Annotated in this window: 24 protein-coding genes; 16 read left to right on the forward strand and 8 right to left on the reverse strand. The window is 56.5% G+C overall.

All coding sequences use genetic code 11. The features are described from left to right. Nucleotides 1-8: 8 nt before the first annotated feature. The 3 genes from nagA to FMN63_RS26245 are packed head-to-tail and all read right to left on the reverse strand — an operon-like array spanning nucleotide 9 to nucleotide 2,967. The gene (nagA, locus tag FMN63_RS26235) at nucleotides 9-1,163 is read right to left on the reverse strand and encodes an N-acetylglucosamine-6-phosphate deacetylase (protein ID WP_148587014.1); all 1,155 of its coding nucleotides are present in this window, start codon (nucleotides 1,161-1,163) and stop codon (nucleotides 9-11) included. Next, nucleotides 1,160-2,200: an SIS domain-containing protein gene (locus FMN63_RS26240; RefSeq protein ID WP_148587015.1), complete on the reverse strand. Its 1,041-nt coding sequence runs from the start codon at nucleotides 2,198-2,200 to the stop codon at nucleotides 1,160-1,162. Before FMN63_RS26240 ends, nagA begins: the two co-directional genes overlap by 4 nt. 5 nt (nucleotides 2,201-2,205) lie before the next feature. After that, on the reverse strand, nucleotides 2,206-2,967 hold the full coding sequence (locus FMN63_RS26245) for a GntR family transcriptional regulator (protein WP_148587016.1): 762 nt from the start codon (nucleotides 2,965-2,967) through the stop codon (nucleotides 2,206-2,208). Nucleotides 2,968-3,171: 204 nt separating this feature from the next. Here FMN63_RS26245 and FMN63_RS26250 point away from each other — a divergent pair, with 204 nt between their 5' ends. The 5 genes from FMN63_RS26250 (at nucleotide 3,172) to FMN63_RS29445 (ending at nucleotide 7,294) form a co-directional block, all read left to right on the forward strand. Next, entirely contained in the window at nucleotides 3,172-4,053 is an 882-nt protein-coding gene (locus tag FMN63_RS26250; RefSeq protein WP_148587017.1) for an N-acetylmuramic acid 6-phosphate etherase, read from the forward strand. Nucleotides 4,054-4,288: 235 nt separating this feature from the next. Further along, nucleotides 4,289-5,200 carry an ROK family protein gene (locus tag FMN63_RS26255; RefSeq protein WP_148587018.1) on the forward strand — a complete coding sequence of 304 codons (912 nt, stop codon included), beginning with the start codon at nucleotides 4,289-4,291 and terminating at the stop codon, nucleotides 5,198-5,200. Continuing rightward, nucleotides 5,197-5,943, forward strand: a complete 747-nt coding sequence (locus tag FMN63_RS26260) for a copper homeostasis protein CutC (RefSeq protein ID WP_148587019.1) — start codon at nucleotides 5,197-5,199, stop codon at nucleotides 5,941-5,943. The genes FMN63_RS26255 and FMN63_RS26260 overlap by 4 nt, the downstream gene beginning before the upstream one ends. After that, a complete protein-coding gene (locus tag FMN63_RS26265) occupies nucleotides 5,940-7,109 on the forward strand; it encodes a Gfo/Idh/MocA family protein (protein WP_148587020.1) in 1,170 nt (389 codons plus the stop codon). The genes FMN63_RS26260 and FMN63_RS26265 overlap by 4 nt, the downstream gene beginning before the upstream one ends. 8 nt (nucleotides 7,110-7,117) lie before the next feature. After that, a complete protein-coding gene (locus FMN63_RS29445) occupies nucleotides 7,118-7,294 on the forward strand; it encodes a hypothetical protein (protein ID WP_153297109.1) in 177 nt (58 codons plus the stop codon). Between the two features lie 90 nt (nucleotides 7,295-7,384). Here the strand turns inward: FMN63_RS29445 and FMN63_RS26270 are convergent, their stop codons facing one another. The 3 genes from FMN63_RS26270 to FMN63_RS26280 are packed head-to-tail and all read right to left on the reverse strand — an operon-like array spanning nucleotide 7,385 to nucleotide 10,497. Next, entirely contained in the window at nucleotides 7,385-8,452 is a 1,068-nt protein-coding gene (locus FMN63_RS26270) for an alanine racemase (RefSeq protein ID WP_148587021.1), read from the reverse strand. 3 nt (nucleotides 8,453-8,455) lie between these two features. Beyond that, entirely contained in the window at nucleotides 8,456-9,973 is a 1,518-nt protein-coding gene (locus FMN63_RS26275; RefSeq protein ID WP_148587022.1) for a M81 family metallopeptidase, read from the reverse strand. Nucleotides 9,974-9,975: 2 nt separating this feature from the next. After that, entirely contained in the window at nucleotides 9,976-10,497 is a 522-nt protein-coding gene (locus FMN63_RS26280; protein ID WP_205514290.1) for a hypothetical protein, read from the reverse strand. A gap of 87 nt (nucleotides 10,498-10,584) precedes the next feature. On the opposite strand from FMN63_RS26280, the gene FMN63_RS26285 reads away from it, so the two are divergent. From FMN63_RS26285 to FMN63_RS26325, 9 genes are all read left to right on the forward strand, one after another. Then, complete coding sequence (locus FMN63_RS26285) at nucleotides 10,585-10,971, forward strand: RidA family protein (RefSeq protein ID WP_148587023.1); 387 nt, start codon at nucleotides 10,585-10,587, stop codon at nucleotides 10,969-10,971. 4 nt (nucleotides 10,972-10,975) lie between these two features. Further along, nucleotides 10,976-11,842, forward strand: coding sequence for a MurR/RpiR family transcriptional regulator (locus FMN63_RS26290; RefSeq protein ID WP_148587024.1), 867 nt, complete (start codon nucleotides 10,976-10,978; stop codon nucleotides 11,840-11,842). Further along, complete coding sequence (locus FMN63_RS26295) at nucleotides 11,835-12,629, forward strand: SDR family oxidoreductase (RefSeq protein ID WP_286192770.1); 795 nt, start codon at nucleotides 11,835-11,837, stop codon at nucleotides 12,627-12,629. The genes FMN63_RS26290 and FMN63_RS26295 overlap by 8 nt, the downstream gene beginning before the upstream one ends. 9 nt (nucleotides 12,630-12,638) lie before the next feature. Further along, nucleotides 12,639-14,549 carry a beta-N-acetylhexosaminidase gene (locus FMN63_RS26300; protein WP_148587025.1) on the forward strand — a complete coding sequence of 637 codons (1,911 nt, stop codon included), beginning with the start codon at nucleotides 12,639-12,641 and terminating at the stop codon, nucleotides 14,547-14,549. Nucleotides 14,550-14,687: 138 nt separating this feature from the next. Next, nucleotides 14,688-15,101, forward strand: a complete 414-nt coding sequence (locus FMN63_RS26305; protein ID WP_148587026.1) for an MlrC C-terminal domain-containing protein — start codon at nucleotides 14,688-14,690, stop codon at nucleotides 15,099-15,101. An 885-nt stretch (nucleotides 15,102-15,986) separates the two neighbouring features. Continuing rightward, complete coding sequence (locus FMN63_RS26310; RefSeq protein ID WP_209001321.1) at nucleotides 15,987-16,586, forward strand: hypothetical protein; 600 nt, start codon at nucleotides 15,987-15,989, stop codon at nucleotides 16,584-16,586. 289 nt (nucleotides 16,587-16,875) lie between these two features. Beyond that, entirely contained in the window at nucleotides 16,876-18,174 is a 1,299-nt protein-coding gene (locus FMN63_RS26315; protein ID WP_148587027.1) for an NAD(P)/FAD-dependent oxidoreductase, read from the forward strand. After that, nucleotides 18,171-19,013: a DUF1365 domain-containing protein gene (locus tag FMN63_RS26320; RefSeq protein ID WP_148587028.1), complete on the forward strand. Its 843-nt coding sequence runs from the start codon at nucleotides 18,171-18,173 to the stop codon at nucleotides 19,011-19,013. The genes FMN63_RS26315 and FMN63_RS26320 overlap by 4 nt, the downstream gene beginning before the upstream one ends. A 19-nt stretch (nucleotides 19,014-19,032) precedes the next feature. Continuing rightward, nucleotides 19,033-20,262 (forward strand): SAM-dependent methyltransferase, encoded by a 1,230-nt coding sequence (locus FMN63_RS26325; protein WP_148587029.1) that lies wholly within the window; start codon nucleotides 19,033-19,035, stop codon nucleotides 20,260-20,262. Between the two features lie 47 nt (nucleotides 20,263-20,309). On the opposite strand, the gene FMN63_RS26330 is transcribed toward FMN63_RS26325, so the two are convergent. Then, complete coding sequence (locus tag FMN63_RS26330; protein ID WP_148587030.1) at nucleotides 20,310-21,116, reverse strand: SDR family NAD(P)-dependent oxidoreductase; 807 nt, start codon at nucleotides 21,114-21,116, stop codon at nucleotides 20,310-20,312. A 58-nt stretch (nucleotides 21,117-21,174) separates the two neighbouring features. Next, nucleotides 21,175-21,831: a ChrR family anti-sigma-E factor gene (locus FMN63_RS26335; RefSeq protein ID WP_148587031.1), complete on the reverse strand. Its 657-nt coding sequence runs from the start codon at nucleotides 21,829-21,831 to the stop codon at nucleotides 21,175-21,177. A gap of 314 nt (nucleotides 21,832-22,145) precedes the next feature. Between FMN63_RS26335 and FMN63_RS26340 the strand changes: the two genes are divergently transcribed. Further along, entirely contained in the window at nucleotides 22,146-23,180 is a 1,035-nt protein-coding gene (locus FMN63_RS26340) for a cysteine synthase A (RefSeq protein ID WP_148587032.1), read from the forward strand. A 28-nt stretch (nucleotides 23,181-23,208) separates the two neighbouring features. Then, nucleotides 23,209-24,723 carry a cardiolipin synthase gene (gene cls / locus FMN63_RS26345; protein WP_148587033.1) on the forward strand — a complete coding sequence of 505 codons (1,515 nt, stop codon included), beginning with the start codon at nucleotides 23,209-23,211 and terminating at the stop codon, nucleotides 24,721-24,723. Nucleotides 24,724-24,921: the final 198 nt, after the last annotated feature.

Below are 24,921 nucleotides of genomic sequence, written 5' to 3' on the forward strand. Positions count from 1 at the left end.
TTTCATGGCTAAGCTCTTGCCTGTTGCTGTCCTGCAATCCAAACGCTCTCAACGCCAAAATTTTTGCCGAACTGCACAAAATCGGCCGGAAAGCCTTCTTCGAAACGGCCGAGAGGGCGACCAAGCACATCAGCGGGATCGCTGGTAGCCATCGCCAGCGCCGTTTCAAGCGGAAGCTGGAGCGTTTCCGTCAGAAACTTCAGGGACGCGGGAAGATCGATGTCGGCGCCGGCCAGAGTGCCGTCTTCCAGGGTCAAAGTGCCGTTCCGGCGAAAGATTTCGCGCCCACCCAGGAAGAAGGATGTGACATCGGTGCCGGTCTGCGACATTGCGTCGGTCACGATAAAGATCCTGCCCGGACCCGTCTTGGACTTGAATGCAACCCGCATTGCGACCGGATCGACATGGACACCATCAGCAATGATGCCCACGTTGAGCGCGCCAAGATCGAGCGCAGCGCCGACAACGCCCGGTTCGCGGTGTTGCAACGGGCTCATGGCGTTGAAGAGATGGGTGACCATCGAAGCGCCTGCTTCCGCTGCTGTCTTGCACTGACGATAGGTCGCATTGCTGTGGCCGAGGCTGACGTGAATTCCCGCGTCGGCCAATTCCCGCATCTGCTCGGGCGGCACCGTTTCCGGTGCCACAGTCATGATCAGGCTCGGCATTTCCCGCGCCGCGCGCAGGTAGAGAGACATGTCTTCCCGGGTCAAAGGCCGGATAAGATCCGGGTCATGCGCCCCCTTGCGCCCGACAAAGAGGTGTGGCCCTTCCAGATGCAATCCGTGAAACCCCTTCACGCCTCTCGCCCAGGCAGCAATTCCAAGATCAACGACTTTCCGAGTTGTCTCAGGAGTGTCCGTAATCAGGGTCGGCATCAGGGCCGTCGTTCCAAGGTTCACGTGGGCAGCGCAGATACGTTCGATATCATCGACCGTTTCGGCATCTCCCAGCATCAAGCCGCCGCCGCCGTTGACCTGAAGATCGATCAACCCCGGGGTGAGAAGACCGTCTCCGAGGTCCTTAGACGCCATACCAGCCGGCACTTGCTCAGCGGGACACAGACCTGCCACCTTGCCCTCCTCGACAAGCAGGGCTGTATTCGCATGGATTTTCTCTCCATCGAAAACTTGGCTGCACAGATAGGCGGTTCTGGAGGTCATACCGTCTGGGTGACTTTCTTCAGGTGCTTTGGAACATCCGGATTGAAACCTCGGTGCCGCGCGAACCACTCGATGAAGGCATAAAAGGAGACGATCTGGACCAATGCATCGGTCAAGGGATGTCCCGTCTCCTGGAAGGCGAGCTTTTCTGCGCGGCTGACTTTGTCCGTCGTTGCAAAAACACTGCCGCCCTGATCCACCATGCGATCCGCGGCCTGAGCAAGGCCCTCTTCAGCAGCATCGCGTACGCCAAGGGCGAGGATCGGATATCCGTTTTCGACAATGGACACAGGACCGTGCATTACCTCGGCAGACGAATAAGCCTCGGCATGGACCTGACAGGTTTCCTTGAACTTCAGCGCGGCTTCATTGGCTATGGCCAAACCCGGGCCGCGACCAATGACATAGAGCGAGCCACGTTGTTCGATCGGCTTGGCGAGGGCCCGCCAGTCCTTGTCGATCGCTTTCTCGAAATGCTCCGGCAACGCTGCCAAAGCCTCAAGCAATTCCTTGTCGCCGCCGATCTCCGCAAGCAACAGCAGTCCGGCCAATACGGAATTGACGAAGGTCTTGGTCGCGGCGACGCTGCGCTCAGGCCCCGCGCAGATGTCGATGGCAGCACTGGACAGCCTTGCGAGTTCGCTATCCGATGTGTTGGTTAAGCCAACTGTGAAAGCGCCCTCTTTCGTAGCATTTTCGACGACCGAGAGACTGTCCGGGCTGGCGCCGGATTGAGAGATTGCAATCACCAGCGCCTGGCCGAGCTTGACCTTGCCGCCATAGACCGAGGAAACGGACGGTCCCAGAGAGGCCATGGCAAGGCCGAGGTAGATTTCCGAGGCATACTTCAGAAACGTCGCGGCGTGGTCAGACGAACCGCGGGCAACACTTGCCAGAAACACTGGCGCGCCCGACTTTTTTGCGATGTCGCGGATCAGCGGATGTCCATCAGCCAACAGACGACGGGCAGCGTCCGGGATTTCTTCAATTTCCCGGCGCATATGCGTCGGCGTGGCAAGGGTACTTGCTTCACTCATCAGGATCAGTCTTCCGAAATCTGAAGTTCGGCGATGAAGTCATAGGCATCGCCGCGGTAAACGGAACGGGTGAATTCGACGACATTTCCGGATGCGAGATAGGACACACGCTCGATCTTGAGCCCTGCTGACCCCGCCGGCACACCGAGTATGTCAGCATCAATGGGCTCAAGGTTTCGCGCGGAGATGCGCTGAATGGCGCGCACCGGCTGCATGCCTGCCGCCCTCAGGACGGCATAGAGGGATGTTGTCACACGTTCAGGATGCGGCAGAACGGTCTCGGACAGGGACGCGCGCTCAATTGCCATCGCGGTACCGTCAGCCTTGCGAAGCCGGTCGACACGGGCAACACGCTGACCGGATGTAAGACCCAGCGTGAACATTTCCTCTGGTGATGCCGGAAACAACCCACGGCGCAGCCATTCGCTGCTAGCGGAAAGCCCCCTGCGTGCCATGTCTTCGGAAAAGGAGGTCAGACTGGAAAGACGCTGTTCGACCTTGTGGACCTTGGGCGCCACGAACGATCCGCTGCCACGCTTCTGGACAACGACCTGATCCTCGACCAGACCAGCAACCGCCTTGCGCACCGTTACGCGGGAAAGGTCCGTGATGGACGCAATTTCGCGCTCGGACGGAAGCGGTTCATTCTCCCTCAGCACGCCGTCGTCAATTGCCTGCTGAATGCGACGCCGCAGCTGCAAGTATCGTGGACCGCTGGAGTTCGCCAGCCAGTCACCATTTTCCAGCAGGGAAATGAAGTCAGTCATTAAACAAGGCGCCTTGGAGATGAAAATAATACCTTTCCGATACCAATTTAAACTCTATCGAAACCCAAAATCAAGTGTTAAAACAATTTGCGTACCTGCGTCACCGCAATCGGAGTCCCCCCGGACACGCCGTCCGTAGGCGGGGTTGGCCGAGAGACCTAATTCCAAGACATGAAACCCGGCGTATCTCCGAGCTCCTGCCCCATGAATTTGCCAACCACAGAAGACCGTGACCCGCTTTCCATCGGCCTGTCCAAAAGGTCTGATGAAGACGTTCTGTCCCTTTTGCTGCAACGTCAGAAAGATGCGTTGAAGGCCACGGAAGCAGCCATCCCGAACATCGCAAAGGCAGCCGAAGCGTTGCAGGCCGTAACGGTGTCGGGCGGAAAGATCGGGTACGCAGGTGCCGGCAGCGCCGGCTTGACGGCGCTGGCAGATTGTCTGGAACTGCCCGGCACTTTCGGCTTCCCTGTGGAACGCATGCGAATGCTCTATGCTGGGGGCGCCGCAAACCTGCTCCATCTTGCCGGCACTTACGAAGATGATGAAGAAGCGGGATTTGCGGACTTCCAGACATCCGGCCTCGGCGAAGGAGACATTCTCATCGCTGTTTCCGCCAGCGGATCAACGCCTTATACGCTCGGAACGCTCAGAGGCGCACAGGCGGCTGGCACACGAACAGTTGGTCTGGCGAACAATCCAGACACTCCCCTGCTCCACCAGGCGGATTTCCCGATTTTCCTGAAAACGCCCCCGGAAATTATCGCCGGTTCAACACGCCTCGGCGCAGCAAGCGCGCAAAAAGCGGCGCTCAACATGATCTCGACGCTGGTTGCTCTGCGATTGGGGCACGCGGTTCGTGGCCACATGGTCAACCTCGTGGCCGACAACGAGAAACTGCGCCAGCGGGCCTATCGTATTCTCCAGGATCTCACGGGCTGCACGGCCGAGGCTGCCGCTGAAAAGCTTCAGCAGGCCGGGGGGCGGGTCAAGATCGCGGTGCTTATGATACGGGAAGGTCTCGATCTGGTAGACGCTGAAAAGTCCCTTGCTGAGCATGACGGAAACCTGCGCCCCTTCCTCTAAGGCCCTTGGTGCGCAGGCCAAGCCCTCGTCGGCATCGTCCCTCGAAATAAGATGCCATGCTACCCCCTTTGCCGCAACGCAGCATTAACCGTCGTTTTTGAAAGGTTTAAAAAGTCCAATTCGTTTTAAAAACGATGCCAATTTCCTTTTTAAGTTTACTATCCATGTTATTGGTTGCATATTGGTATTATAACTGGTCGTTAACAAATATAACCCAGAGGCGTTTGAGCAGGCAATGACCACCTGTTTTGATATTGGAGGCTCCTTCATTCGACATGGAGAGCTCCAAGTGGATGGAACCGTAGCGGAAAGGGGCCGGGTAGCGACGCCTGGAAACGACTGGCAGGCCTTTGTCGATGCCATCGCGACCTGCTCTGGACCCGAAGGCTCCCCCATCTCGATTTCACTTGCCGGTGCCTTCGATGCGCGCAGCGGTATCGCCGATGTGGCCAATATCCCTTGCCTTCACAAGCGACGAGTTCAATCGGATCTGGAGACTGCCCTCAACCGCCCCGTTGCCATTACAAATGATGCCAACGCCTTTGCCCTTGCCGAGGCCGTTGACGGTACCGGACGCGGCAAACCTGTCGTTTTCGGGATTATTCTGGGATCCGGGGTCGGCGGCGGTCTTGTCGTCAATGGCAATCTCGTCACCGGCTATGGCGGTATCGCGGGCGAATGGGGACATGGCCCCATCATGGACCCGACCGCTGGCGGGCAATTGAAGGGCATTGAGCATTATCCCTGCGGCTGCGGCCAGACTGGGTGCATTGACGCGATTTGCTCGGCGCGCGGAATGGAAAAGATCCATCGGTCGCTGCATGGAATTTATCAACCGAGCAAGGACATTACCGCCGCCTGGCATTCTGGTGAAGCAGCTGCCACGCAAACGCTGGAGGCCTTCACAACACTGCTCTCTCGCGCACTCTCTGCCTTTGTCAACACGCTCGGACCGGATGTCATTCCGGTAAGCGGAGGCCTTTCCAACGATCTTGTCCTTCTGGACGTGATCGACAGGAAGACGCGGGACCTCGTGCTAGCAGACTACAGCGAACCGCTGGTCATCAAAGGCGCGTTTGCCGCCAATGGCGGCCTGCACGGGGCCGGAATCGTTGCCCGGACGCTTTTCAAGCAGGCGCTGCGGTGACCAGGCTTTCCCTCGAGGTATGTGTAGACACCCTCGAAGGTGCCTGGACGGCAGCCGAAAACGGAGCCGATCGCATCGAACTGTGCGCGGCCCTTTCCGAAGGCGGCCTGACTCCATCCCACGGTTTCATGGTGGCGGCCGCCAAGCTCCCCGTCCCCGTCTATGCAATGATACGTCCAAGGTCCGGAGACTTTCTGTATTCGGATTTGGAAAAGACCGTGATGCTGCGCGACATGGAAGCAGCTGAACAGGCCGGGCTGGCCGGTATCGTTATCGGGGCAGTCGACAACCAGCGTCATCTCGATCGCGACTTCCTGACCGTGGCCCTTAAGGGCACCGGACTACCGGCGACTCTGCATCGCGCCGTGGACACCGTTCAGGATTACCTGAAAGCCATCGAAGATGCGATCGAACTCGGCTTCGAGAGGGTACTGACGTCTGGTCAGGCCCCCAAAGCAGAAGAGGGGCTTCTCCTGCTTGAACAGGCTGTCAGGCTCGCGGACGACCGGATTTCGGTCATGGCCGGATCAGGCATCACCGCCGCCAATGCCAATCGCATCCTCAAGACATCCGGAGTGAGTGAACTGCATGCCTCCTGTTCTTCGGTGAAGCGTTCGCAGCAGCCGCAGGACCTGGAAACGCGCCTCGGCTTCGTTGCCGAGGCAGGCAGCAAGGATACCGATGGAAACGCAGTCCAGGCCCTTCGCAAAGCCATGGATCAATTTACGGAGACCGCAGTATGAAGACCGGCTATGTCGGATTGGGTGCGAGAATTGCCAACGTCAGCAACTGCCTGCAGAAGGTTTCTGGAGATCTTGAGCCCTGCGCCTACGTCGACCCGACACCGACCGGCCTCAAGCATGTCGAAGCGAAGTGCGGCCACAGCCTGACTGCCTATACGGATCTCGCCAGGATGATCCAAAGGGAGAAGCTCGATCTTCTGATGATCGGGTCGCCCAACTTCATGCATCTGGATCACCTCAGAATCGCGTTGGAGACTGATGTCCGCTACATCTTCTGCGAAAAGCCCATTGTCGTCAGCGAGGAGGAAACGTTCGAGCTTCTTTCCCTGATGAAGAAGCATGGCGGATCGAAGCGTGTCCTTGTCGGTTTGGTCCTGCGCTATTCGCCGCTCTACACCGAGCTTCAGAAGAGCCTGAAATCCGGACAGATCGGCAAGGTGGTCTCCATCGAGGCCTCAGAGCATATCGGCCCCTACCATGGCTCCTTCTTCATGCGCGACTGGCGTCGCTACGACAAAAACTCCGGCGGCTTCATGCTGGAAAAATGTTGCCACGACCTCGACCTTTATCAGGGTGTCACCGGCTGCCGTCCGCGTTTCGTGTCCAGCTTCGGCGGACGCAAAAGCTTCGTTCCCGAAAACCGGCCGGATCAGGACCACACTTTCCCGACACCCAAGATCGAAGGCAGGGTTGACCCCTTCACCCCTCGCTGGGGCGGGGGCAATGCCGACTTCGACAGCGACGGCGACATCATCGACTATCAGACGGCGCTGATCGAATATCAGGACGGCGCAAACCTTTGCTTTCACACCAACATGTATGTGCCGGACGAATTCCGCCGATTTGCGGTCATGGGCACTAAGGGCATGGCGGAAGGCGACTTCATCCGCAACTACTATCGCGTTCATGACGCCCTCACCTCTGCCTGTCTGGTCGACAAACCCAAGGTCGTCGATGCAAGCAGGCACGGCCATTACGGCGCGGATGAAGCCATGGCGCGAGACCTCGTCGATTATTTCAAGAATGGCGGAAATCTGCCGGTTGGGGTTCTGGATGCACTGGAAGCCGGTCTGACGGCAATCAAACTGGATGAAGCGCGCCGGACGCGTAGCGTCATAGATCTCACCGACACCTGGCAGCAGTTCGACAGCTACGGCGTGGCATAGGGGGCACAATGACGCGATCATCGAGAAAGAAAGACGCCTTCCCGCTTCTTCTGCTGGTGTCGGCCTCGCTCTTGATGCTGGCCATCGTTGCCTACCCGTTGTTCGAAACGTTCCGACTCTCTGTCACAAACACAAACTTGAGCCCCGACCTGCCCTCACTGGTAGCACCGGACAAGCACATCTGACAAACGCCGCCCGAGGTCAAAAAACACAACGGCCACCCCGAAGGGTGGCCGTTTCTGTGGTGGCAAGAGGCGGGCAAGCCGTCGGGAGGATCAGACGACCTGCCCACGCGCGGCGACAGCTTCAATGCGAGTCACCACGCCGTCTCGGTGAAACACCAACCGGTCGAACAGGTTGGAAACGACGCACGTATGGTTCGGAATGATCCGGACCCGTTCACCGATTTGCGGTTTGCTGCCTGAGTTCGTCAGATCCACAACCGCATGTTCCTCGCTGAGCGACGCAATGGACGCCTCAGGATAGTCAATCAGCAAACCGTGGTCGGAAAAGCCCAGCAGGTCCGACGTCAAGGCCTTGGAACCGGCATCCAGGACCGCGCGATTTTCGGTGGGCCGCGAGACAACGGTGGCTAGAACATGCATGGCGCAATCATCAAGGTCGCACATGCCGGCACGCACCATGGCGCGGTCGTTGAAAATGTAGGTACCGGCTCGGTGTTCCGTCGCGCTCGGGACCTGATCACTGTCGAACAAACTCGGCGAACCTGCATGCGAGACGACGGGACATTCAAGACCGGCCTGTTTCAGGAGCGCCAGCGTTTCCGAAAAAAAGGCCTCTACTGCCGCTTCAGATGATGGTTTCGGATAGGTCAGAAGACCGTGAAACACCAGCCCGGGCAATTCATCGATCCGCTTTGCAAGGTCGGCTGCAGCAGCCGGGCTTTGGACGCCGTTTCGTCCGCCACCGGTGTCGCATTCAACCAGAACCTTTAACGGCTGACCTCCCGAAAACACCCCTGAAAGGCCATCAACAACGACATCACTATCAGCAACGACCTGTAAATTCACTTTGGCGTTCAGCAGTTTGAGCCTGTCGAGCCGTGATTTGCCGAGCATGTTGAATGTGATCAAAATGTCGGTGAAACCAGCTTCCGCGAAGGTTTCCGCTTCGCTTAATTTCTGACAATTGATGCCGCATGCGCCATGGGCGAGCTGCATTGCCGCCAGTGCCGGGATCTTGTGGGTCTTGATGTGAGGCCGGAATTTGCGGCCAATCCGGTCGAAATACTCCTGCGCGACCTTGATGTTTGTTTCCATAACCGTTTCGTCGATTACGGCAACCGGGGTCAGAAGGTCCTGGATGGATAACCCGACGCTCATCTTTCAGTCTCCATTACGTCCGGCGCGGCCTGCACTGGTCCCGGTTGCCAGGCTGCTCGCCGGAACAGTTTCGTTGATAGGCCAGATGTCCCGCGGCGCTTTCCTGTAGGGCGTAACCCGGGGGTCGTTGGGATAGGGACGTCCGGCTGCACAATAAAGGATCAGCGGACTGATGCGAGCAAAAGACTGATGGAAATGGTTTGTCGATTTTACCACGAGGATTTTTCGTTTGGCCGGATCAATGCCGAAGTTCGAAAATAGGCTGGTGTCGAAGCACTGGGCACGTGTCGAATTCAGGATCACCTCGATACCGCCGACCCGGATCAGACTCGCATCCCCGATGGGAACGACACTTTGGCCAAAGGCTTGTTCGGCGTTTCGAATATTGCGGACAACTTCGACTTCGGCATCTATGGGATCACCTGTTTCCGGCGCAGATTTTGCGCCGAACCGAAGCATCATCCGTGCCCCCTCGCCCGCCGCATGGCAAAGCTGGACGGCTATTGGATCCCAGATTGAACCAAAGGCAATGCTCTCCAGCTTTCTGGCCATGGCTTCCGCCAGAAGCACTGTAGCGTCGCCCGCCGTTCCTCCGCCGGGATTGTCCCACATATCCGCTATGGTGACCGGGCCGCCATCATATTCCAATGCCGTTGAATAGGCGTCGGACGGTGTCAGTTCGGGGCTGCGCACCTTGCCGCGCAGTTTGAAAAGAGCCTCGCCCAGGTCGTGCGCTGTCTTTTGCCCCAACTCCGGCGCGTTGTTTGTCACCGCCAGCAATCTGGTTCCCATTTCGGAAACGTCTCCTGCCATGAAACCATGGACGACCGAGACAGACAAAAGGCCCGGCGTTTCCTTTTCCAGCTGGATCATGTCATCGACGAAGCTTCGCATGGGCTCGGACGTGGTCGGAAAAACATCGATCATCTTTGGGTCATAGACGCTCATGACCGGCTTGACCTCGCCGGCAACCGCCTGACCGGCAATCCGCCAGGCGTCTTCAGCCCTGTCCACAAAATCGATGTGCGGAAACTCCTTGAAGGCGATAAGGGCATCTGCCGCCGCAACACGCTTTGCTGTCAGATGACTGTGCGGGTCGAATGTCGCGATGACCGGAACGCTCGGGCCGACGATGGATCGAACTCGGCTGAGAAAATCCCCTTCCGGATCGTCATAGCCGTCTGCCACCATCGCACCGTGCAAACCGATCACAACGACGTCGAACGGTCCGGCGGCGGCAAGCTGCTCCAGGATCTCGTCGCGCAAACCCTCGAAGGTCTGCCTGGACACGAGTCCAGCGGGGTCCGCCCAGGCGGCAGTCCCTTCAACCAGTTCCCAACCGTTTTCCCGGGCAAACCGGCGGCCGACCGTGACGACCGCCGAACACAATGTCGGGGTTTCGGGATGCTCTCCCGGCCTCGCCAGCAACGAGGCCTTGAACGCGTTGATATCGATCCGGATTGGCGAGAACGTGTTGGTTTCCGTTGCCAGAACAGCGGTGAAGGCGCGTGGTTGGGTCATGATTAAGAGACGGCTCCAAGGGGATTAGGCAGATATCCGGCAAACCCGCAAATCTTCCAGCGCCCCTCTTTTCGGACACAGAAATAAAGCGTTTGCCACAATAGGCGATCCTCACCGCCATTGGCCTTTCTGATCCGGCCGTCGAACTTCTTGCGGGCGATTGCACGCGCGCCAGTTATCTCAATGTCATTCAAGCGGGTCGCCTCGAAGATCGCAGCGCGGGCATCTTCGGCAAACTCTGTTTTGGAAAACTCATTGGCCTGGCGCAGCCATTCGTTTCTGTAGGTTTCCAGGTCAGGAAAACCGAGACGCCAGTTGTCGGGATTGTCTTCCCTTCGGCCGTCGATACCGAAGAACGCAGGCTCGTCGAAATCGCTGGAAACCTTCGACCAGTCCGCCGAAACAAAGGCATCGATATCACGCGAAACGAGCATCTCCCAGATCGCTGCCCGATCTTCGTCTTCGCCCGCGAAGGGATTTGTCTGACTGGTGGGAAGCGCCTGCATACCGGAAACCATTTTCATTTTGACGGTTGATTTTTAAAAAATATACGGGTGAAATAAAACCAATGTCAAACCACTATGTAAATCGTTTTCATTTTGGAGCTTAAAATGTCGATCAAACGTTACGGGGCTGAAAAATCTGGTGCCGGCGGCCAGAACCTGCCCTTCGCAAGAGCCGTCGAAGCTGATGGATGGCTTTATGTTTCCGGACAGGTGCCAATGAAGGATGGTGAGATCGTCGGCACAGGAATTGTCGAACAGACCCACCTGACCATAAAGAACGTCATCGCGATCCTGGAAGAAGCCGGCTACGGACTTGAGCACATTGTGCGTGTTGGTGTCTGGCTTGATGACCCGCGCGACTTCTGGTCGTTCAATGGTGTCTACAAGACCTATTTCGGCGAGCATCCGCCGGCACGCGCCTGCGTGCAGTCAACCATGATGGTCGACTGCAAGGTCGAAATCGACTGCGTCGCCTACAAGAAACCGGCCTGATCCCATGCGGGATCTCCTGTCCGTTCTGCAGCAGATCGAGCCAGACCTTTCCAAATCGGAACGGATCCTGGCGGCCTTGTTGCGCAGCGATGCCGAATTCATCGTCAACGCCGGCATTACGGATGTTGCAGAACGCGCAGGTGTCTCGCCGCCGACGGTTACCCGCTTTTGCCGCCGCCTCGGCTGCGAAAGCTACACGGCCTTCAAGGTTCAGGTCGCACAGGTCACCTTCGCCGGAACCAGGTACCTGACCGCAAACGCAGCGTCCGACGCACCTTCGGACATCGCCGACAGCCTTCTGGCGCAGTTCCAGGATGCTGCGGCCCGTACGCGCGAAGCGCTCGACATGGAGAGCGTTCTCGCCGCGGCGGATGCCATCTCGACGGCCAAGCTGCTGGCGGCCTTCGGTGCAGGCGGTACGTCCTCCATGATTTCAGATGAAATCCAGAACCGTTTCTTTCGCCTTGGCCTACGCACGGTCAGCGTCACGGATCATGCCATGCAGTTGATGCAGGCCGCCACCATGCGCACCGGTGACGTCATCGTCGCGTCATCCGTTTCCGGCCGAAACCTTCAGATGGTTCGCGCCCTGGAAGCTGCGAAAACCTATGGAGCCGTCGTGATCGCCCTCACCCGGCCCGCCCGTCCAGTTGCGGACCATGCAGATATCACGATCGCCATTGATCTGCCGGAAGGCGAAAACATCCTGCGGCCGAGCACCAGTCGCTATGCCTTTCTGTTTGTAACGGACCTTCTGGCAACGCTCGTCGCAATGCGGCGGGGGGATGAGGCACGGGAGAACCTCAGACGAGTCAAATACCAGCTTAGCAACACGCGCGATCTTGACGATAAGGAAGCACTCGGTGACTGATCAAACAACGAAGCCTGTTGCGGTGGTGACAGGCGCTGCCGGTGACATCGGCATGGCGATTGCAACCCAATTGTCAGAAACACACGTGATTGCCGCCGTCGACATCGACAGGACGGCCCTTGAAGGCGCGGTAGAAGAACTTGAGAACCATGGTGCACGGGTTGCCGCAATCCAATGCGATCTGACCCAACCGGCCGATCTTGTTCGGCTCTCCCAAGAAGCCTTAAGGCTGGGTGAGGTTGCTACGCTCATCAACAATGCTGGGGCGGCAGCTGCCCTGTCATTGCATCAGATGACCGCAGAAACCTTGTCGAGGGATCTCGCGTTGAACCTGGAAGCCGCGCTCAATTGCTTCAAGACGTTTGAAAAGTCCCTGATTGTTTGCGGTGCCGGCAACGTAATCAATATCGCATCTGTCAACGGACTGTCCGTTTTAGGTCACCCTTCCTACAGCGCAGCCAAGGCCGGATTGATCCAGGCGACAAGGTCCATTGCTGTCGAGTATGGCAAGTATGGCATCCGGGCCAATGCCATCGCGCCTGGAACCGTTAAAACCCAAGCCTGGAAGGCCCGTCAGGAAGCCAATCCGCAGGTTTTTGCAGAAGCCCTCGCCTGGTATCCGTTCAAATCACTCCCGGAGCCAGACGACATTGCCGCAGCCGTTTCCTTTCTGGTCAGTCCGGCGGCCCGTTGCATCACCGGTGTCTGCCTGCCAGTCGACAGCGGACTGACCGCCGGGTCGCCCTCCCTGGCGCGAACCTTCACTCAATCTGCCGACTTCGACTGAATTCAGATCATGACCAGGTTTGTGCTCGATTGTTTCTATCGCCCTGCAGAGGACCTTGCAGATTCGCGACAGGAATTTGCGCTGACCAATACCGGCTCCAAGCCCCTGCAGGCCTTTACCCTGGCTTTTACGGCGCTCAATCGGGCATCAGCTGATGCAAAACTCGAAAACGCCAAAAGCTTCAGCCGGGTCGCAAGCTTTCATGAAATCACGCCGGAGGCCGGCACAACAATTGGGCCCGGTGAAACCTGGTCTTTCGCGATAACCGGTCTCGCGAATGTAGCAAGGCACCGCCTCGATGGTCCGAAGTCGGCCTACGTCAGTACTGAAGGCGGTGTCATCGAGGTCATGTGCAATCACCTGGAAGCACCGGAAGAACTGGACAGCGGAGAACGGCGCTGCATACCGGACGGAGAGCTCTGCGGACCTCTTCATATTGTCCCCTGGCCTCAAAAGGTTGACGTTTCAGAGTATGCCGACAACAAGACAAGCTTCCTTGTTGATCGAGGCTCTGCTGAAGAAAAGGCAGCTGCCGCAAAGATCAGTGCACTCGCTGCAAGACTCTTTCCAGACTCACCCCACCCATTCCGGTTTGCGCCATCGCATCACCAGATCGGAATCGAATTCCGGCAAGACACCAGCCTTGCAGATGACGGTTACCGACTGGAGTTTGACCATTCAAAGACAACTTTGAGCTACAGCGGAGCTGCAGGCCGTGATTATGGCCTGACAACACTCGCCCAGATCGCCTTTGGCAGCTTTCGGGCCCCGGAGACGTTCAAGTTTCCGGCGCGGGGAACGATTGAGGACGCTCCCCGATTTTCCTGGCGCGGCACGCACCTGGACGTTTCCCGTCACTTCCGGGGCCCCAAGGACATATTGCGGCTGCTCGACATTCTGGCCTGGGGCCGGATGAACGTTTTCCAATGGCACCTGACCGACGATGAAGGCTGGCGGCTTGAAATCAAGGCCTATCCCGAGTTGACCGTTAGCGGCGCTCGGCGCGGGCCAGGCTGTCAGCAGGTTCCTCAGCTTGGCTTTGCAACCGAAGTCTATGAAGGCGCCTACACGCAAGACGAGGTGCGCGAGATCGTTGCCCATGCGACCAGCCTCAACATCGACATTCTTCCCGAGATCGATGTTCCCGGACACTCGACTGCCGTCTTGAAAACCTACCCGCACTTTGCCGATCAGGCGGAAGCACCGGAGAGTTATCACTCTGTTCAGGGGTTTCCGAACAATGCCCTTAACCCCGCAATGGATGAAACCTACGCGTTTCTGGAAAAGATTTTTGCAGAAGTCGCAAGCCTTTTCCCTTTCGAGTTCATTCATATCGGCGGCGATGAAGTGGGCGTCAAATCGTGGCTAGACTCTCCCAAGACCCAACGCCTCATGGAGGAAAAGGGATTTGCGGATACGTTGGAGGTGCAAGCCTATTTTATGGGCCGCGTGCGTGACATGCTGAAAAAGCTCAACCGGAAACTTGCGGGTTGGGATGAGGTTTCTCACGGCGGAGGCATTGATCCGGACGGTGTCCTGCTGATGGCCTGGCAAAAGCAGGAAGTCACCAAAGACCTGATAGACCAGGGCTATGACGTTGTTTGCACCCCGGGCCAGAGTTATTACATGGACATGGCTCAGGCTTCAGGTTGGCAGGAACCGGGCGCGGGCTGGGCTGGCGTTTCGACACCGGAAGACTGCTACACGTATGAGGCATCCGCTGGTCTCAGCGCCGGGAGCGAAAACCGCCTCAAGGGTGTTCAGGCCTGCATCTGGTGCGAGCATATGACCAACAACACCATATTCAACCACATGGTCTTTCCCAGGCTTTATGCGGTCGCCGAAGCGGGCTGGACCGAGCCTGCCAACAAGGCATGGCTAAGATTTGCGGCGCAGGCCCCTTTCTTCCCCCAGCTATGAGAGCGTGGCGAAGTAAAAAGATAAAAATCGCAGTTGGCGGTATTCACACCGGCTGCAGCACTCATTCGCCGGCTCTCCAGACTGCCGCTGAGTTCAAGGTTGCCCGTGGGGCGCATCCGCTTAGCAAGGCCGGCGTCGATGATTAGCAATTTGCGGTCGTCACCTTTTGTCCGTCCGTTACCTGTGAAGCTGGTTGGAACAGGCGGTGAAACAGCTCGCGACCGGGACGTTCTGATAGAGGTCGCAGACAACAAGACCGTCCTGACAAAACACAGGCGCCCGATCCTTTATTTTGACAATTTTCGACGTTTCGAAATCGAGCCGTGGACCGTCAGTTGCCTGATCGTCAAGTCTGGGTATCTTTCGCCAGAATTGGGCCCCATCGCCAAGCCCGCCCGCACAGCTCTCACGGATGGGCGGTCAATCAGGACATCGAAAGGCACGAAAACAGGCACCGACCGGATCCAAGCTTCCCTTATCGACGGTCCTTCGATTGGCCTCCGGTTTCCAGGTTGGCACGCCGGACAAAGTTTGTCCCCGATGCGATCGTAAGTGCTGATTGACCAGCTATCGTATACGTAAGGTAAAAACGCAAGCACTGCTCCTCAAACTCTATCGATGAGCTAGGGATCGCTCTGTTTTTATTCAAAGATAAAGCATTCGCAAAATTTTATTCATATTAATTTCAACATCGAATTTAAGTTGCAACACTCGCACAGAAATACATTTCTCAAATCTATCATAGCCTTAGGTGGGACCTTAAGCCTGAAAGCGACCCGTCACTCACGATTATTGTTATTTTTACCAAGGTTGAATGTGAATGGCCGGTCAGTATCAATTTGTGACGTGACCAAATTCAAGCCTTGGGACCAAATCCCACAGGCTGATAAACGGGCAGACAAACGGCCCGAAAAACATAAAGGAATTGGTCCCAAGGGACATATGCACTCACCCCATCGACCGTGCCGATCCCGAAAAGCTCCATCTGGCCTAGCCCGGTGGAGCTTTTGTTTTTAGGTCTGGTTTACCAGGCTGATAAACTCTTGGGGAATACCGACTTCAGAAAACGGTCAAATCAAGCTCGAAGCAGTTCCCGTCATGCGTTTAAAATCATCAAAAACCTTCGACAAAGATGCAACAGTCAAGATTCTTACTCTACGTACATTGTCAGTTATGACGATGCCCAAACGTTCACAAACCAGTGATTGGCCTTGAACTTCAGGGGTCAAACCATACTTATTACCGAAATGTAACTGAAAATGCCCGAATTTGTGATCTTTGTTACACGCATTTGGGAAACTGTGGTGCGATAATGGCAAAATCGTGACCGCACGAATGGGGCGCAAAAGCGCGGAAGACCAAAAAGTCCTTTCAAGGACCACCGTTCAAAGACCCCACGCGCGGTAAATCAAGTTGTATTAGCCTTGGGAGGCGTACATGCAACGGAATACCAGAGCAGGAACTCTTGCGCTTGGCCTTTTCCTCGCTTTTGCGGGAAGCGCTGCAGCGGCCCCATTGCCTCAGGAAACGATTACGTTACCTGAGGATCGCCTTGCGGTCACAGTTGCGTCAGCTTCAAAGGATCAGGCCGATCCGCTGGAAAGTGAGCTCACCATTTGGGTGGGCGAAATCGAATTGGAAGGTCGGAAAACGATCTGGGTAGAACTGATCGATTCCTTCGGCGAAGTGATCTACGACAGTGAGGTGAACACCAACGAAACCCATCTGCTTCCAGATGGCAGAGCCGTTGTCGTTCGCGCCATGGATCAGGATACCGTCGTCGCTAGCAAGGACGAATCCAGATTGGTCAATGAAGGCACTCTCACGGTCACACGGCGTGTGGTCAATGAAGGTGCAGAGGCGGCCACGATCGAACTGATTGAAACCGGTCAGGAACCCACGCAAAAACGCGGCACCATGCTGCAGGTCGCAGATTTTGGTGACTTCGTTTGGCAGAAGGTTGTTGCCTTCTTCGACGCAGCCAGAACACGCGTGCAGGTCGCCTGGAACTGGATTGTCGACACAATCCAGGCCTGATGCGCAAACTGGTCAAAATGGTTTGCCGACATGGACGACTACCCTTGCCCGGGCTTTACCGGGCAGGGTCGGTTTGCGTTTAGGCTTTCCCCGCCATTTTTCGGCATCTCTCGGCCTGACGCCGTTTGCGGAAGGCTTTTCAACGGTGCCTCGTCAAAAATAATCCAGAAAATTCATCGTTCTATGTGATCCGCCGTTTTCGCCGAGGCGTAACCGCTGCATATGAACCGGAAAACCAGACACGCGAACAGGTTTTCCGCGCTAACAGCGACGCGCCGAAGGATAAGACATGCGGATTGCCGTAATCGGCTCCGGAATCTCCGGAAACAGTGCAGCCTGGGCCCTCAACGATCTTCATGACGTTGTTCTTTACGAAAAGCGTGAGCGCCCCGGTGGCCACAGCGCCACAGCAGATATCGACTATGATGGTGTACAGATTTCGGTAGACACCGGCTTCATCGTCTACAACGAACTTAACTACCCGAACTTCACTGCCCTGCTCGACCATCTTGGTGTTGCCAATGAAATAAGCGACATGAGCTTTGCCTTGTCAGCGGACAACGGCAAACTTGAATGGTCGGGGCATTCTCTGAACTCGGTCTTCGCCCAGAGACGCAATCTGGTATCTCCGCGCTTCCTACGGATGCTGCGCGATATTTTCCGCTTTAACAGCAAGTCCGTTGAAGATCTGAAGGCTGGGCGCCTGCGCGCGGAAACGCTTGGAAGCTATCTGGAACGCGAGCGTTATTCCGCCGGTTTCATAAACGATTATCTGCTGGCGATGGGAGCTGCAATCTGGTCGACCCCGATCAATGAAATGCGCGACTATCCGGCTGAAAGCTTCGTCGCTTTCTTTGAAAACCACCGCCTCCTGTCCTTCGATCGTCCACTTTGGCGGACGATTTCCGGAGGCAGCCGAAACTACGTCGAAAAGCTTCTGGCTCCCCTTCAAGGCAAAATCAGGCTTGGAAAACCGGTCGCCGAAATTCTGCGGCAAAACGGTCAGGTTCTCGTGCGTGACACCTCAGGCCATCAGGATGTTTTCGACCATGTGATCCTGGCAAGCCACACGGATCAGAGCCTCGCCATGCTGGGCGACTCCAGTCCGCAAGAGCGTGAGATACTGGGTTCAATCCGGTACCGTCCAAACGAGGTCTATTTGCACCGGGATGAGGCCCTCATGCCCAAGCGCAAGAAGGTCTGGGCTTCCTGGAATTACATGTCTGACCGCGAGGCCGGTGAAACCCGGGATGTCACTGTCAGCTACTGGATGAACCGTTTGCAGAACTTCGATCATTCAAGGCCAGTCTTTGTGACATTGAACCCCTACGCACCGCCGCGCGAAGACAAGACCTTCGCAAAGTATGTGTATGACCATCCGCAGTTTGATGCCGCCGCCCGGCAGGCCAAGGAGCGCCTTGGAGACATACAGGGCGTCAACAACACCTGGTATTGTGGGGCATGGCGTGGCCACGGTTTTCATGAGGACGGGTTGGCCTCGGGTCTCGACGTTGCCAGATCGCTTGGCGCGCGCCTACCATGGGACAAGGAGACCACCGAAGGCACCTATCTGGAGGCTGCCGAATGAAGGCAAGGCCGAGCAATCGTCTGAACGACAATGGACCGCCCCCCAACTCGGCGGCCTCCCTGTTCACGGGTACGGTCATGCATCATCGTATGAAACCTCGTGAACACAGGTTTTCCTACAAGGTGTTTTCCGTATTGCTCGACCTGGATCGTCTGGAGGAGGCAGCGAAATCCAGTGCGTTCTTCTCCGTCAACCGGTTCAATCTTCTGTCGTTTCACCAAAAGGATCACGGGCCAAGAGATGGTTCGGACCTGCGGTCTTATGTGGACGACCTCCTGGCCAAGGAAGGCCTTGGATCACCAGCGCGTATTTTGCTGCTCGCCTATCCGCGAATGCTGGGCTATGGCTTCAACCCACTCAGCGTTTATTACGCCTACGATCGGTCGGATCGGCTGATTGCCCTCGTGTACGAGGTGAGCAACACATTTGGCGCTATGCACACTTACGTTGCCCCCGTTCTAGACGCTCAGTCCAGCAACGCCGGCATTCGGCAAGACCAGAAGAAGCTGTTCTATGTGTCCCCCTTCATCAGCATGGAACAACACTACTTCTTCCGCATGTTGCCGCCTGGAAACACCGTTCGCGTGCGTATCCTGGAAAAGGATGCCGAAGGGCCACTGTTGTCAGCGACATTTTCCGGAACGAAGTCCCCGCTCACCAGCAAGTCGATCCTGCGGGCCTGTCTGCGGGTGCCGCTGCTGACCTACAAGGTCATCGGCGCCATCCATTGGGAGGCCTTTAAAATCTGGCGCAAGCGTGTACCATTTCACGCACGACCCACAGGGGACGAAGAGTTGGCCAGGCAGGCGGAAACTGTTCTGCCACTTTCAAACAACTGAAATTCCAAGAGGTTCTGCTATGAGTGAGCCTATTGTTCTGACCAAGGACAACTTCCGTGCGGAGTTGAAGGGAACGCCACGCATCGCCAGAATGGCTGCCGGTCTTGCTCTCAAGATCCGCTACGGATCACTCGAAGTTCAATTTCCGAACGGTCGAAGGTTTCACATAAAAGGGCTGGAAGCCGGCCCACACGGTGTCCTCAAAATCCACAATTGGGCGTTTTTCCGGATGGTCGTTCAGTCTGGCGACGTCGGTGTCGGCGAAGCGTTCATGGCCGGCTACTGGTCGTCACCTGACGTGACAACGTTTCTCGAACTGTTCTGCATCAACCAGGAATCGACGTTGGAAGCTCTCCAGGGAAAACCGTTCACACGCTTTCTGATGTCTGTTCGCCATTGGCTGAATTCCAATACCAAACGTGGATCGAAACGCAATATTTCGGCCCACTACGATCTCGGCAATGCTTTCTATCGGGAATGGCTCGATCCCTCGATGACCTATTCTTCGGCGATCTACAGCAACGAGACCAATAATCTGGAGCAGGCACAGGCGGAAAAATACGCCTCGCTGGTGCGCCAAACCGGTATCGAGCCGGAGCATAAGGTGCTGGAAATCGGATGTGGCTGGGGTGGTTTTGCCGAATATGTAGCGAAATCAGTTGGTGCCAATGTGCGTGCGTTGACCATCTCTCAGGAACAGTTCGACTATGCGCGCGAACGGATCTACAAGGCAGGCCTCAACGACAAGGTCGAAGTGGTCTTTCAGGATTACCGGGACGAAAACGGCGTCTTCGACAGGATAGCCTCTATCGAAATGTTCGAGGCCGTCGGCGAAAAATACTGGCCGACCTACTTCCGTCAATTGTCGAAATGCCTGAAGCCTGGCGGCAAGGCTGGTCTGCAGATCATCACGATCCAGGACAAGATGTTCGAGGATTACCGCAGAGGCACGGACTTCATTCAGCGCTATATCTTTCCCGGCGGTATGCTGCCGCCACCCGGACGTCTGGCTGAAATCGGCAAATCGCTTGGGCTGGACCTCATGGACCAGAAAATCTTCGGGCAGGACTACGCGCGGACGCTTGCCGAATGGCGGCAGAGTTTCCGGCAGGCCTGGCCGAGGATCAGCCCACTGGGCTTTGACGAACGTTTCAAGCGCCTCTGGGAGTTCTACCTCCACTATTGCGAAGCCGGTTTCCGGTCCGGCAATATTGACGTTCGCCAGATGGTTTACGTCAAGTCCGCCTGAACCAAGTGATCGTTGGACCTGAACGCTCTCCTGTCGGCAGGCCGGAATTATCCGGCCTGTTTTTTGTTCCAACCCGTTGATCGGGCGACCTGCGCGAAATAGGCGCTGTAAGGCAGCCAGCGCAAGACCTTGAGTTGCAGGACAAATTTACGTGGAAAGGCGATTTCGAACCTGCTCGGATGGGACAGGCCTTTCCTGATTTCCTGAACGGCCTCCTCTGGAGACATCAGATATGGCATCGGGAATGGATTGGACTGTGTTGCTGGCGTATCCACAAAACCGGGATTAATTATCTGAAGACGGATACCGGCAAGGTCCAGATCGAATTTCAGCGACTCCACCAAATTGGTGAGCCCCGCCTTGGTTGCCCCATACGCTGCCGAGGTCGGCAAACCTCCATACCCGGCTACAGATGCGACGACCGCGATCTGTCCTCTTCCGGCTGCTTTCATGGCAGCGATAGCGGGCACGAGCACATTGACGGTGCCCATGAGGTTGACGTCAAAGCTCTTGCGAAAGGCTTCGGTGTCAGCATCGAGACCGTCCTGCGGCAGATAAACTCCCGCATTTGCCACCAGCAGGGCCAAACCACCGTAGTCTTGCACGATTTTTTTCACGTGCTCAGCCATCACGTCCGTCTTCGTGACATCACCCGGCAAAGAATGAATGGCCCCTGACAGTTCTTCCGACTGCTTCTCCAGCTCGGCCAATTTCTTTTCAGAGCGGGCAGTCACAACGACAGTCCACCCCGAACGAGCAAGATCGAGTGCAAGTTCTCGGCCGATACCGGAACTCGCGCCCGTTATCCAGGCGCATCCATGGTCGGGTCTGGCGACGTAGTTTGTCTTGGGCAATTCAGTCTCCGAGTCTGTTTGCCTTTCTACGCAAACAGACCGGAATTTGGATCGTTTTTCAGCGAAGGAACGGCGCGAACCATCGGCCGACAGGGCCGGTCAGTTGCAGGCGACCTGCGGTGACGGCGAAACAAATGCAGTCCTCCTCCTCATCGGCCACCGGTTTATGATCAATGTCGCCATCGGCAAAGGCCACGTCTCCAGCCACGTAGTGACCGTCCTCGTCCTTGAAGCCGCCTTTCAGAACCAGCGTCAACTCGGTGCCGTGGTGTGTATGGGATGGCATCGCACGGCCGGCCCGCACCCACAGAAGGCTGCTGGTACAGCCGTCTATCTCGCCGAGCTTACATTCCTTCACACCCGGCAGAAGCGTTTTCCAGGGAAGCTGGTCCATGGAAGACCCGATAATCGACCGAAGAGATGCGGGAACCGCGGAATCGCCGCCGTCGTCCATCTCGGCAGGAGGTACATTGTCGTTCAGACTATCGATCTGGCCATCGAGGATAGATCCCAGAATTGAGTCTCGGTTGGCAATTGAGACCGGCTGGACCGTTTCGAGTTCGAACCCGGCAAGTGTTTCGAGTGAACTTACATAGGACCTGTTGCAGTCGCTCATCTCAAGATGCGCACCGACCAGAGCCTGTGCCGGATAGGTCAAGCTTCCGGCCGCATAACCTGCCAGTAACTCGTCCATTCCAGTCACATTTTTTTCCATTACCACTCTCATTTGGCTGCAGAATCCTAAATTGCCCTACCGCCCATACGACAAGCAACAAAATTCAGATCATTAATTACACCAAATTTGTTGGAAATAGAATTTTAGTGAGCAGCCTGAGCGGAACAACTGATGGCGCGTTTTTCACGGCAGAGGGAAAAGTAAACCTGATTGCCTTCTGGTGCTGGCAATCCCCCTTTGAACCCTTACATTGCGACCTTGATCAAGGCCCATCAGACCTTTAGCGTCCTGGGCTCATCAGATTTCTTCTGGCCGGTCAGTGCAACCGGACCAGATCAGCCGGGAAAGAATAAATGTCTGTGTCCGCTTCTGTTGTCGATGCAATCGGGAACACGCCCCTAATACGCCTGAAAGCGTTGTCCGAGGAAACGGGGTGCGAAATTCTCGGAAAGGCCGAGTTCATGAACCCCGGTCAATCGGTCAAGGACCGCCCTGCCCGTCAGATGATTCTCGAAGCCGAGGCCCGTGGAGACCTGAAACCTGGCGGTGTGATTGTTGAAGGCACGGCCGGCAACACAGGCATTGGCCTGGCGCTTGTTGCCAGTGCGCGCGGTTACCGGACCGTGATTGTCATTCCAGAAACGCAGAGCCAGGAAAAGAAGGACATGCTGCGCCTGTGCGGTGCCGAGCTTGTCGAAGTTCCAGCCAAGCCTTTTTCCGATCCAAACAACTACCAGCACGTTGCCCGCCGTCTTGCAGAAGACATGGCGCGCACGGAGCCCAACGGCGTCATCTTCGCTGACCAGTGGAACAACCTGGACAACCGGAAAGCCCATTTCGTTACGACTGGTCCTGAAATCATGGCGCAAACGGGCGGGCGTGTTGATGGCTTCATCTGCGCTGTCGGCTCCGGCGGCACGCTGGCCGGTGTTTCTACCCACCTTCAGGAAAACAAGCCCGGCATTGTGATTGGCTGTGCCGACCCGCGCGGTGCTGCGATGCAATCGCTTTTCACGACCGGCAAGGCAGTTGCTTCCGAAGGTGGTTCGGTTTCCGAAGGCATCGGACTGGGCCGCAGCACACCGATTGTCGGCGATCTCAAAATCGATCACGCCTACACCATTCCCGATGAGGAGGCCCTGCCACTGGTCTTCGACCTTGCCGAGAAGGAAGGTCTCCTGCTGGGAGGTTCTTCAGCAATCAACATTGCAGGTGCACGACGCCTTGCGCGCGAACTCGGCCCGGGAAAAACCATCGTGACCATCCTGTGTGACCACGGATCGCGCTATCAGTCGAAGCTCTATAATGCGGACTTCCTCAGATCGAAAAACCTGCCTGTTCCCGACTGGCTGGAACGAAAGGTCACGATCCAGCCTCCGTTTGCCTGATTTATCGAAACCGGGGGTATGACATTTCATGAGTTCGCAAGAACAAGCACTGGCACAAGGTGGCAATGCCGCGGAAGCGGTCATCCACGATGCCGTCACCGACGCCGGTGTTCTGGATGTCATGGCAAACAATCTCGGACTGGTCGCGGCCTTTGTCGCGATCATGTATATGACCGCAGGTATCTGCGCTGTCCGTGAAGTAATGAACTCCAGGACCTCCCAGGGGTCTGTTGCCTGGTTGCTGTCCCTGTTTTTCATGCCGTATCTCACGGTTCCACTCTATTTCGTATTCGGTTGGCGGTCTTTTTCCGACTACGAGAAGATCCAGGCGACCCTTGGCCGGGCAGAGCGTGCCAGGCGTGCCGACGAACTGGGCCTGACCGATCACGCAGAAACAAGGGACTGGCCCGTTCTGTCCCGCGTTGCCGGTGTGCCCTTCATGGCCGGCAACAAGGCGGATCTTCTAATCGATGGCGATGCTACCTTTGGTGCCATTAAGGATGAGATTGCAAAGGCCAGAAACGTCATCTTCTTTCAGTTCTTCGCCGTTCACGACGACGAACTGGGACGTGAAATGGCCGACGCCCTGATCGCGCGAGCCAAGGACGGCATCAAGGTCTATTTTCTGTACGACGATGTCGGTAGCCATTCCCTTTCGAAGGACTATCTGGCCCGCCTGAAGGCTGCCGGCGTCAGGGTTTGCGGGTTCAATGAAAACCACAAATTCCTGCGTCTTCTCGGACCGATGCGCCTGAATTATCGCAATCACCGCAAGCTGGTTGTCGTTGACTACCAGGTGACCTTTGTCGGTGGACACAATGTTGCGGACCAGTATGTGGGCCGGGACAGTTGGTTCGGGCACTGGCGCGATACGCATGTACGCGTCGCAGGCCCGGCCGCCGTTGCCTGCGCGCTGTCCTTCGTGGAAGACTGGTTGTGGGCAAGTGGCGAACGCATCGACCTGCCCCAGGTCGGCGAGATCCCGATGCCGGGCGACGAAGCCGTGCTGGTCATGCCAACCGGGCCGGCAGACAAGCTTGAGGAATGTGCGCTAGCCTTTGTAGAAACGGCTGCCCGCGCACGCAAAAGGCTCTGGATCACGACACCCTATCTGGTGCCCTCTCTCGACATCCAGACGGCTCTGTGTTCAGCGGCCATGCGTGGTGTGGACGTACGTGTTCTGATGCCGGAAAAGCGGGACCATTGGACTGTCTGGCTGGCAAGCCACGCCTATGAGGACACCTTGGTGCAGCGCGGGGTTAAGGTTTACCGCTACATCGATGGCTTCCTGCACCAGAAAGTCACGCTCATGGACGATGAACTCGTTTCCATCGGCACGGTGAATTTTGACAACAGGTCATTCCAGATCAATTTTGAACTGACCCTCTGGTTCACTCATCCACGTACGATCAGCAATGTTGAACGCATGCTGGAGACTGACTTCCAGAACTCACGTCTAACCTGGCCCGACGCGTTTCAGTCGCGCAGCTATGTGTTCCGTGTCTTGGCCCAGGGTGCCCGGCTGTTGTCTCCGATCCTTTAAAAAGACCAAACCAACTGACATCGGACGTAGGGCCGTTGGACATTTAACTGTTGCTGCTGATTTTTTCGCGCGCTCAATCCCGAGGATTGAATTTGGTCCTTTGAAATCAGTCATGGAGCAGTTTGCAGGCGGCTGGTCAGAGCTGGTGCCGCAGAGGCGAATGATCTAAACATCTGTCAGACCACCTTCACCGGCACT

Origin of the sequence: Stappia sp. BW2, from assembly GCF_008107695.1 — a bacterium.
Taxonomy (GTDB): Bacteria; Pseudomonadota; Alphaproteobacteria; order Rhizobiales; family Stappiaceae; genus Roseibium.

What these genes read in the sequence shown, in the direction of transcription:
- nagA (WP_148587014.1), bottom strand. Translation starts at nt 1,163, where the DNA reads ATGACCTCCAGAACCGCCTATCTGTGCAGCCAAGTTTTCGATGGAGAG.
- FMN63_RS26270 (WP_148587021.1), bottom strand. Translation starts at nt 8,452, where the DNA reads ATGAGCGTCGGGTTATCCATCCAGGACCTTCTGACCCCGGTTGCCGTA.
- FMN63_RS26325 (WP_148587029.1), top strand. Translation starts at nt 19,033, where the DNA reads ATGAGTGAGCCTATTGTTCTGACCAAGGACAACTTCCGTGCGGAGTTG.
- FMN63_RS29445 (WP_153297109.1), top strand. Translation starts at nt 7,118, where the DNA reads ATGACGCGATCATCGAGAAAGAAAGACGCCTTCCCGCTTCTTCTGCTG.
- FMN63_RS26320 (WP_148587028.1), top strand. Translation starts at nt 18,171, where the DNA reads ATGAAGGCAAGGCCGAGCAATCGTCTGAACGACAATGGACCGCCCCCC.
- FMN63_RS26250 (WP_148587017.1), top strand. Translation starts at nt 3,172, where the DNA reads ATGAATTTGCCAACCACAGAAGACCGTGACCCGCTTTCCATCGGCCTG.
- FMN63_RS26275 (WP_148587022.1), bottom strand. Translation starts at nt 9,973, where the DNA reads ATGACCCAACCACGCGCCTTCACCGCTGTTCTGGCAACGGAAACCAAC.
- FMN63_RS26335 (WP_148587031.1), bottom strand. Translation starts at nt 21,831, where the DNA reads ATGGAAAAAAATGTGACTGGAATGGACGAGTTACTGGCAGGTTATGCG.
- FMN63_RS26290 (WP_148587024.1), top strand. Translation starts at nt 10,976, where the DNA reads ATGCGGGATCTCCTGTCCGTTCTGCAGCAGATCGAGCCAGACCTTTCC.
- FMN63_RS26265 (WP_148587020.1), top strand. Translation starts at nt 5,940, where the DNA reads ATGAAGACCGGCTATGTCGGATTGGGTGCGAGAATTGCCAACGTCAGC.
- FMN63_RS26255 (WP_148587018.1), top strand. Translation starts at nt 4,289, where the DNA reads ATGACCACCTGTTTTGATATTGGAGGCTCCTTCATTCGACATGGAGAG.
- FMN63_RS26310 (WP_209001321.1), top strand. Translation starts at nt 15,987, where the DNA reads ATGCAACGGAATACCAGAGCAGGAACTCTTGCGCTTGGCCTTTTCCTC.
- cls (WP_148587033.1), top strand. Translation starts at nt 23,209, where the DNA reads ATGAGTTCGCAAGAACAAGCACTGGCACAAGGTGGCAATGCCGCGGAA.
- FMN63_RS26285 (WP_148587023.1), top strand. Translation starts at nt 10,585, where the DNA reads ATGTCGATCAAACGTTACGGGGCTGAAAAATCTGGTGCCGGCGGCCAG.
- FMN63_RS26245 (WP_148587016.1), bottom strand. Translation starts at nt 2,967, where the DNA reads ATGACTGACTTCATTTCCCTGCTGGAAAATGGTGACTGGCTGGCGAAC.
- FMN63_RS26280 (WP_205514290.1), bottom strand. Translation starts at nt 10,497, where the DNA reads ATGAAAATGGTTTCCGGTATGCAGGCGCTTCCCACCAGTCAGACAAAT.
- FMN63_RS26300 (WP_148587025.1), top strand. Translation starts at nt 12,639, where the DNA reads ATGACCAGGTTTGTGCTCGATTGTTTCTATCGCCCTGCAGAGGACCTT.
- FMN63_RS26340 (WP_148587032.1), top strand. Translation starts at nt 22,146, where the DNA reads ATGTCTGTGTCCGCTTCTGTTGTCGATGCAATCGGGAACACGCCCCTA.
- FMN63_RS26315 (WP_148587027.1), top strand. Translation starts at nt 16,876, where the DNA reads ATGCGGATTGCCGTAATCGGCTCCGGAATCTCCGGAAACAGTGCAGCC.
- FMN63_RS26305 (WP_148587026.1), top strand. Translation starts at nt 14,688, where the DNA reads ATGATTAGCAATTTGCGGTCGTCACCTTTTGTCCGTCCGTTACCTGTG.
- FMN63_RS26240 (WP_148587015.1), bottom strand. Translation starts at nt 2,200, where the DNA reads ATGAGTGAAGCAAGTACCCTTGCCACGCCGACGCATATGCGCCGGGAA.